Source organism: Mesorhizobium sp. M1A.F.Ca.IN.020.04.1.1 (assembly GCF_003997315.1).
GTDB lineage: Bacteria > Pseudomonadota > Alphaproteobacteria > Rhizobiales > Rhizobiaceae > Mesorhizobium.
On sequence record NZ_RZSN01000062.1, the window covers coordinates 22,008 to 29,488 of the forward strand.

Annotated in this window: 5 protein-coding genes; 1 reads left to right on the forward strand and 4 read right to left on the reverse strand. The window is 62.0% G+C overall.

Features of this window, described 5'->3' with window-relative positions; translation table 11 throughout:
* Nucleotides 1–29: 29 nt before the first annotated feature.
* Nucleotides 30–908, reverse strand: coding sequence for a hypothetical protein (locus EOA49_RS14940; RefSeq protein WP_127214972.1), 879 nt, complete (start codon nucleotides 906–908; stop codon nucleotides 30–32).
* Nucleotides 895–3,999, reverse strand: a complete 3,105-nt coding sequence (locus EOA49_RS14945; protein ID WP_164749230.1) for an efflux RND transporter permease subunit — start codon at nucleotides 3,997–3,999, stop codon at nucleotides 895–897. The genes EOA49_RS14940 and EOA49_RS14945 overlap by 14 nt, the downstream gene beginning before the upstream one ends.
* 441 nt (nucleotides 4,000–4,440) lie before the next feature.
* On the opposite strand from EOA49_RS14945, the gene EOA49_RS14950 reads away from it, so the two are divergent.
* Entirely contained in the window at nucleotides 4,441–5,745 is a 1,305-nt protein-coding gene (locus tag EOA49_RS14950; protein WP_127240281.1) for a hypothetical protein, read from the forward strand.
* A 153-nt stretch (nucleotides 5,746–5,898) separates the two neighbouring features.
* On the opposite strand, the gene EOA49_RS14955 is transcribed toward EOA49_RS14950, so the two are convergent.
* Together EOA49_RS14955 and EOA49_RS14960 are read right to left on the reverse strand one after the other, a co-directional pair.
* Nucleotides 5,899–6,363: a hypothetical protein gene (locus EOA49_RS14955; protein WP_127240283.1), complete on the reverse strand. Its 465-nt coding sequence runs from the start codon at nucleotides 6,361–6,363 to the stop codon at nucleotides 5,899–5,901.
* Between the two features lie 767 nt (nucleotides 6,364–7,130).
* On the reverse strand, nucleotides 7,131–7,481 hold a 351-nt coding region (locus tag EOA49_RS14960; protein WP_206520179.1), incomplete at its 5' end, for a hypothetical protein.

The window sequence follows — 7,481 nt, forward strand, 5'->3', positions numbered from 1 at the left end:
GCAAGCGACGGAATGTCTTTCACGCCCGCTCAGTGGCCGCCAAACTTCAATTCAACCCCCATCAGCTCGACCGCGCCGACCGACACGACCGGCGTACCGCGCGCTGGTCCGTCCGACAGCACTGCTATGTCGCCAAGGACGCGCTCGACAGCCACTTTTTGGCGGACGAAGACGAGCGGCTCCGGATTGGAGTAGAGCCAGCTGTCCCCGTGCTCGTCATAGACAACCGACGAGTAGGGCACGATCTTCGCCATGCTGCCGCTCTCCGGCGCCTTCATCGCCACGAACGCATGATCGCCTGGCTTGACGCCGCTGCTTGCCTCGAGGAATTCAAAGAACCGCCCGTCGTCCCGGTCCTTCACCGCCACCGGCCGCGCCGTGTAATATTTACCGGAGCGGCCTTGGCCGGTCAGCAGCACGACCACTAGACCGTCCTTATCCTCGTCCGCCGGGTTGGCGACGCCGAAAATCTCGGCAAACTCGTCGTGGTCGCCGGTCTCGTCCTCGTCATCCTCGTCGTCGACAACCGCGATCAACATCTGGCTCGCCGCGTCCACAGGCACCTTGATCAGGGATTGCCGTGCTTGGCCGCTTTCACCGGCCGGCGCGATGGAAGCCGTCTCCGTAATTGCATTCACCGACGGTTCACCGCTCGCAATCTCGACCTGGGCGTTCATCATCATCCACCGCTTGGCCGTCTCCTCCCGCAGCGCTTCGGTCTGGATGCTCAGTCGTTTGGCAGCCTGTTCGGTCAGAACCACGCGTGGAAATGGGGAACCTGCGACCTCTACCAGCTTGGCAGGCGCGCCTGCGGGCGACTCCGCGACCGCGAGGGGTCCCGTGGCAACCACGACGAAAGCCACACCGGCGACGAGGGATGACTTAAGAAAAAGCCTATTGCGAAGCATGTGCAACTCCTCCAAGGCGTCGTGAAACCGGGCCGGAATGGAGCATCATGGCCGGTAGGACGAACAGATTGATCAGGACTGAAATGACTGCGCCTGCGATCACGACCCATCCCATTGGATGCAAAATCTCCAGACCGGCGGCGCTGCCCATGACCACTGCGGGAAGGAAGGCGAGGCAGGTGACCAGCGTGCTCGTCAGCATAGGCGCAAAGCGCTCGCGCGCGGCCGCCGCGACACGGTCCGGCCAGGATTCGTCACCCTCCCCGGTCTGATCGACGCGGCTGGCCAGAACCAGACCGTTGCGGAGTGCAAGCCCGAGGACGGCGAGAAGTCCGGCAAGCGCCCCAACCGAAACGGTGCCCGTTACCGCCACGAGGATCGCCGCGACGCCACCCGACACTGCCACCAGCGAAAGGAACATCCCGGTCGCCAGTCGCCAGCTTTGCAGCGCCGCCTGCAGCAGGAAGAAGATCAGCACTGCCGCCGACGCTGCGAAGAGCGTCACCTGCAGCATGGCTGCACGGCTCTCGGCATACTCGCCCCGAACGTAGGCATGGTATTCGAAGGGGAGCTGCACCTTCTTGAGCTCTGCCGCCACGTCTTCGGCCACTGCCGTGACGCTGCGGCCTGCGACGCTGGCGTGAACGTCCATGCTGCGCGTGACGCCGTCACGCTCGATGGTGCTCAACTGCGGCACCATCCGCACCTCGGCGATATCGCCAAGGCGTGTATGCGGGCGATCAGGCGTTTCGATCAGAAGATTCTCGACGTCGGCGATGCTGCTTCGTGCGTTGGGAGCCCCCCAAACGACCACTTCGAAGACCTTTTGCTGCTCGAACAGATTGCCAACCTCGAGCCCGGCGAAGACCGTCGCTGCCGCACGTGGACTGAAACCGGGAGACATCCGGCGCGCGGCAGCCTCCGCAACGTCGACCTTGACCTCGATTTCGGGCGAGAAAGCGTTCTTGTCGATGCGTACGGAGTTGATGCCGTCAACGGCGGCGATTCTCGCCGCGACGAGCTTTGCCTGCTCTTCAAGCACGGCCGTCTCGGCCCCTTCGATGCGGACCACCACTGGTTCGCCGGCGTCGGCGAAGATCCGCCCGGCCGTACTGGCCAGATAGCCTTCAACCTTCACCTCGAGGTCCGCGAAGCCTTCCATCGTGTCGCGAATTTGCGACAGTGCGGCGGCTCGGTTCCCCCGCTCGTCGAGCCCAATCCAGAGCTGCCCGGATTCGATGCCGGTGACCTGGTCGCCCGTGATGGCCCTGCCGAGATGGCCAGCGACAGAGCTGACTCCATCGATTGCGCGGACTTCGGATTCCAGTCGCGCCATCGTGCGGATCATGGCGGGCAAGGATGCACCCGGCGCGGCCTTGAACGAAACGCGGACGGTGCCTTCGTCAAAGGACGGCGACGGCGACCACTTCAGGGCGGGCGTCGCCGCGAGTAGCGCCAACGCTCCGAGACCCACGATCGCATAGGCAGGACCGGTCGTCGCCGAGAACCTCCCCAGCAGCCGCCCATAGGCCGCACCGAACAGCCGCGCCACCACAGGTTCGGACCTGTTTCCTGCTGCGCTGCCCGAACGGAAAAAAACCATCGCGAGGGCGGGCGCCGCCAAGAGCACGACGACCATGGCAGCGGCCACCGTGACGCCATAGGCCTGAGCCAGCGGCCGGAAGAATGCCGCGGTTTCGCCGTCGAGTCCGAGTATCGGAGCGACCGCCAGCAGACCGATCACCGCTGCATAGATCATTGGCTTGCCGATTTCGCCGATCGCATCGAATAGAGGCGCGGCGAGCGGACGGCCGCCACCGGCGCGAAGGCGTCGCCCGAGGGCCTCGGCAGCCACTACCGCAGTGTCGACCACGAGGGAAAGCGCGGCCGCGAGGCCGGCCAGGTGGATCAGGTTGAAGATCGGGCTGCTGAAATAGAGAGCGACAAGTGCCGCGACATACGACAGGACGATCGCGACGACGGCGACGCTCGCCGTGCCGACCGGCGTCAAGGACAGGAAGAGGGCTACGGACACGACCACCATGGCGGCGATCACCATCCGGACCAGATTGGCCAAGGCGCTGTCGACATAGTCGGAGGCGCGGTAGAGGGAGGCGTCGATGTCGATGCCCGGCATGCCTTGGCTCAACTCCGCGAGCGCAGCTTCGACCCCCGCTACGACCGCTTTGGTGTCGACGTTGGGAAGCTTCTCGACGACGAGGATGAGGCCAGGCTGTCCGTTGATCATCGCATCGCCGATCAGCGGCGGATGGCCTTCGACGACCTCGGCCACGTCTCCTAGCCTGAGCGCGGAAGACGGGACAGCAACCTTCGTCAGGTCGCTGGCCTTGCTGATCGGTTGCACATGCTGGATGCCGAGCCTCTGGTTCGGCGTGTCGATCCAGCCTCCGCTTCCGAGTACTGACGCTTCCAGATAACTGAGCGGCGAGACCCAGAGCGAATCCCCGGCGCTCTCTACGGCTTCATCGAGCGAGACGCCTGCCGATTCGAGGCGCTGAGGTTCGATTTGCACCTGAAGCTGGCGAGCGCGCTGGCCCCAGATCGCGACGTTGGCGACGCCCGGCACGCTGAGCAGCTTCGGCGTCATCGTCCACCGGGCCAGCACCGACATGTCGATCAGCGACACGGTCTTGGACGACAGTCCGACGATCATGGCGCGGCCTGCCGCCGACTTCGGTTGCAGCATGGTGGGCGGCTTCGAGACATTGGGCAGGGCCCAAGCCATCGTAAGACGCTCCTGCACCATTTGTCGGGCTTTCATCGGATCCATGCCGGGCTCGAAGGTGAGCAACACCGAAGCCATCCCCGGCACCGACTTGGAATGAATTGATTTGAGGAACGGCGTCGCGGTCAGAATCTCTTCGAGATTGATGGTCACCAGGCTTTCGACTTCGCCTGTCGACAGCCCGAGCGCCTCGGTCTGCACCTCCACGACCGGCGCCCCGAACTCGGGAAGAGCGTCGATTCTGGCCTTGGGAAGAAGAACGGCACCCGCCGCTACCAGGAGTATCGCGGCTGCTATGACCAGATGCCGAAATTCCAGACTCAGCTTGACGAGCGTTTGCAGCACGGCAATCCCCCACGATTCCGCGGCGCGCGAAACCGCGCCTGCGACAGATCAGAGACAGTCCCGAAGCGTATCACGCGGGAGGGCGCCGCATAATTAATCAATATTGCAAGGCGCTATTACCGTATATCCGGCGGGTCTCTAACTTTTGGAGTAGAGAAATAGTTCATACAAATTTATTAGGATAGCCACTCACGCCGTGAGTGCTCGCGTCGGTTGCATGCGCGTGTGTCTGTTTCCAGCGAAAGGCTGGACGTGCTCTGGCGCAATTTGCCTCGGTCGGGGAGTGCCCGAATATTCATTCGAGGAAGGCGAAGCGGGACCGCCAATTTGCTGCGCCGGCGGTCCTCGGGGGAGCGTACCGGCGCGGAATAGCGAAGAAGTGTTGTAGAGATGCGACACGTTTGCGTTTGTATGAGACAAGTCGCGTTTGTAAGGGACAAAATGACGAAATCGCAGTTGCCGCAGTGGACTCATCGGCTATCATCGACGCGTGGTGCATCTCATGGGGGCTCGACGGTCATTCGCCTTTTTATCTTAGCGCTTAGTGGCATATGGCTGCTGTACTCTTCGGCTTCTGCACTGGCGGAGGAGCACGAACGGGCTCTGGCCGAAGAAACGATACCGGCTCTGGCCGAAGAATGCGCCGCGCCCTGCGCGGGGTACGAGGCTACCGCGGAGTTGCAGAACGACTGGATATTTGGCGCACATCCGTCTTTCCTGAGATCCAATGTGTTGTTTCCGAAGTTCGAACTCGATCTTTTCTACGCGCCGACGGATTATCTTCGGTTCGTGAGTGCCATCGTTACCGAGCCCGTGGTCGACCCGGAACCCGGGGAGGATGCGGCCTTTCAAGGGATCGGCACCTATGTCGGTGAGCTCTACGCTCTCGCTAAGGTCGATCCCCTGACCGTGAGGGCCGGAAAGTTCGACACGGTGTTCAGCCTGGCCAGCGAAGCCCTGCCGGGGATACACGCCCCGGATCTGGCGTCTGTTTTCGACGCTGACGAACGTCTGGGTGGCGAAGCTGTTGTTGGCTTCGAGGGCTTTGGGCTGAACCATGCCCTGGCCGCGACGGTATTTACGACCGACCGGACGTTCCTCAGCGAGTCGCTCTTTACCAACCGTGGACGGCTCGCGCTGGCGGATGGCGGTGCCGGCAACACCACCGGTTTATCCTCATTCTCAGTTACCCTTGATGGCTGCAAAGGGGCGGAAAAGGGCGATTGTTACAAGGACGGTGAATTCGGCTATCGCCTTGGCATCCGATACCAGAAGCCTGGGCTGGCCGCCGACACAGGGGAGGAGGAGGAAGAAGAAGAGGAACCGCTGCCGGGGACCGGCAATGAATTGGCCTACCTTGCTGCCGCCACTGGAAGCTTCGACCTCAACGGGAACACACTGAGGCTTCTCGGCGAATCGGCCTACCTTAAGCATTTCGATGGCGGTCCGGACGACGCTCTGCTTCTCACCGGATCTGTCGCGCTGGAAGTGCAACCTATGACCTACATAGCCACCTACACGCATCAGCGGAACTTTGTCGCCGACGGTCCGGACACCCGCGAGCAATTGGCGGATTTCGAAGTAATTTATGCGTCTGGGGAAGAAGAAGACGCGCCGTCCGGCGCGGCGAAATGGAACCTCGGCGCCGCCTACACATTCGCGGAGAATGGTGAGGACGAGAAAACGCACACCTTCAGTGTGCGCGCGACGCTCCAATTCGGCGGACACGTGAAGTTAGGCAGGTAGGTTCGATCGTCCGGATGTCCGGCGCTTGTTGACGGCTGCCTTCTGCTGAACTCGAGTGAGGTCCGCAAGCCCGTCTGCCTGCGCCGGACTTGTTTCTTCTCTCAGGCTGATTGAAGCTATGTCAGCGACCCTTCAGTGCAAGAGTTTCGCCCATCAGCCCTTCACTTCCTTTCCATCCGGATCGAAGACGGGCTGAACGTTCTTGCCCTTGTAGCTTATCTGGAACTCGTAACTCACCTTGCCGTCGCGCATCAGCTTCTCCGCAAGCTTGATCTTTCCACCTGCGAATTTCGTATCAACGGCCGCACGCACCGATTGAGGCACCGCTTCCATCGGAATTGATTCCTCGACGACGATGACCTTGCCGTCTTTATGGTAGAGCACATCGCGCGTCATTGCGCCCTCGACGCTTGCTATCTCGAAAACCAGTTCTCCGTTCTCGACCTCGCGGGCGCATGCCTTGACCTTGGCGACGGGAAAATCCTTGTGGAACATGTCCCGCACCACCAACGGCACCTTCTTGCAGGCGATCGGCTGTTCCGCGGCCGACGCGCCGGTCGCCCCGGCAAGCACGAGGACGAACGCGCCGGGCGCTAGGTAGTAACCAGCAGGTTTCATGGGAGACCTCCTTCATATGATCTCATCGGAGCACCAACACTGGACTCGACCAGACAAGCACGCAGTGCCGCTTGCCGCCTCTGCCGGGGGCCGAGTTCGCGTACTCCTTGCTTATGGCTCTGCTGGCGGTGTGCGGTTTGTACGTATTTGCGCGAGCTTCGCCTGCAGCACTGCGACCCATCAAGTTGACAAGTGTTGCGCAACCGACCCGCCGCGCCAGCGGAGCGTAGGCTGGCTAAGGGAGCCAGTGCGACCGTTGCCCGACGTTGGAAACCCAAGATAGGACAAAGCGCGCCGGCGGACCGATAGCCCAAAACGGCTTTGCCGGCCTAACCGAAAGCCGTAGCGGCTCATGCGAAGTTCCGGACGCCCCCAGCGGGAGGTGGCGCCGTTCCGGGGACCGTCGTCGCTCCCGTCGCGATCATGCCTTTTTGCAGCCGCAGCTCCAGCGCCTGCTCGGCGACGACTTCCTTCAAGCGCTATGATGAGCCGAAATCTCGCTCTCTCAGTTAAGCCCACTCTGGCGTTGATGTCGGACATCACGGACGAGGCCCCTTCGCAAAAAGGGGTAATCCCTTCGCAAGCGAGTCAGCTCAACTGCCGAATCGTAAAGCCTAACGACCGCAGCGATAAATAGGCGCGTCAACCTGAAAGCGTGCTGGCAGGCACGAGGGAGCCTGCACTGAATGTCTCGCGGAAGTGTCGCCGTAGCGCCCGGCTCATCTGCTCACGTCTTCGCGCCCGAAGACCCTAACAAGTCCTATTGGTCACGAAAGGCGTTTTGCCTGCAGCGCCGTTTGGGCCGAGGAAGCCAAGAACCCGGCCGGCGCGCAGGGGGAACGATCGACACAGAAGCGACCTCCACCCGCATCCTGACGACCATTCTGCAGCCTGTCACGGGACATTTTGTCAATGGAGACGCGGGCTGGCTGCGCGTCGAGCTTCTTGATCCGACGAAAACACCTCCAAGCCGCCAGCTCAACAACGAAATCCCGAACGTCCTGATCCGCGCCGAGATGCCGATCCTCGCCTTCGAGGCCGAGAGCGGGCGGCTCCAGGACGTCTTCCTTCAGCTTACCGAGGAGACGATCCAATGATCGATACCCCTCCTGTTCAAC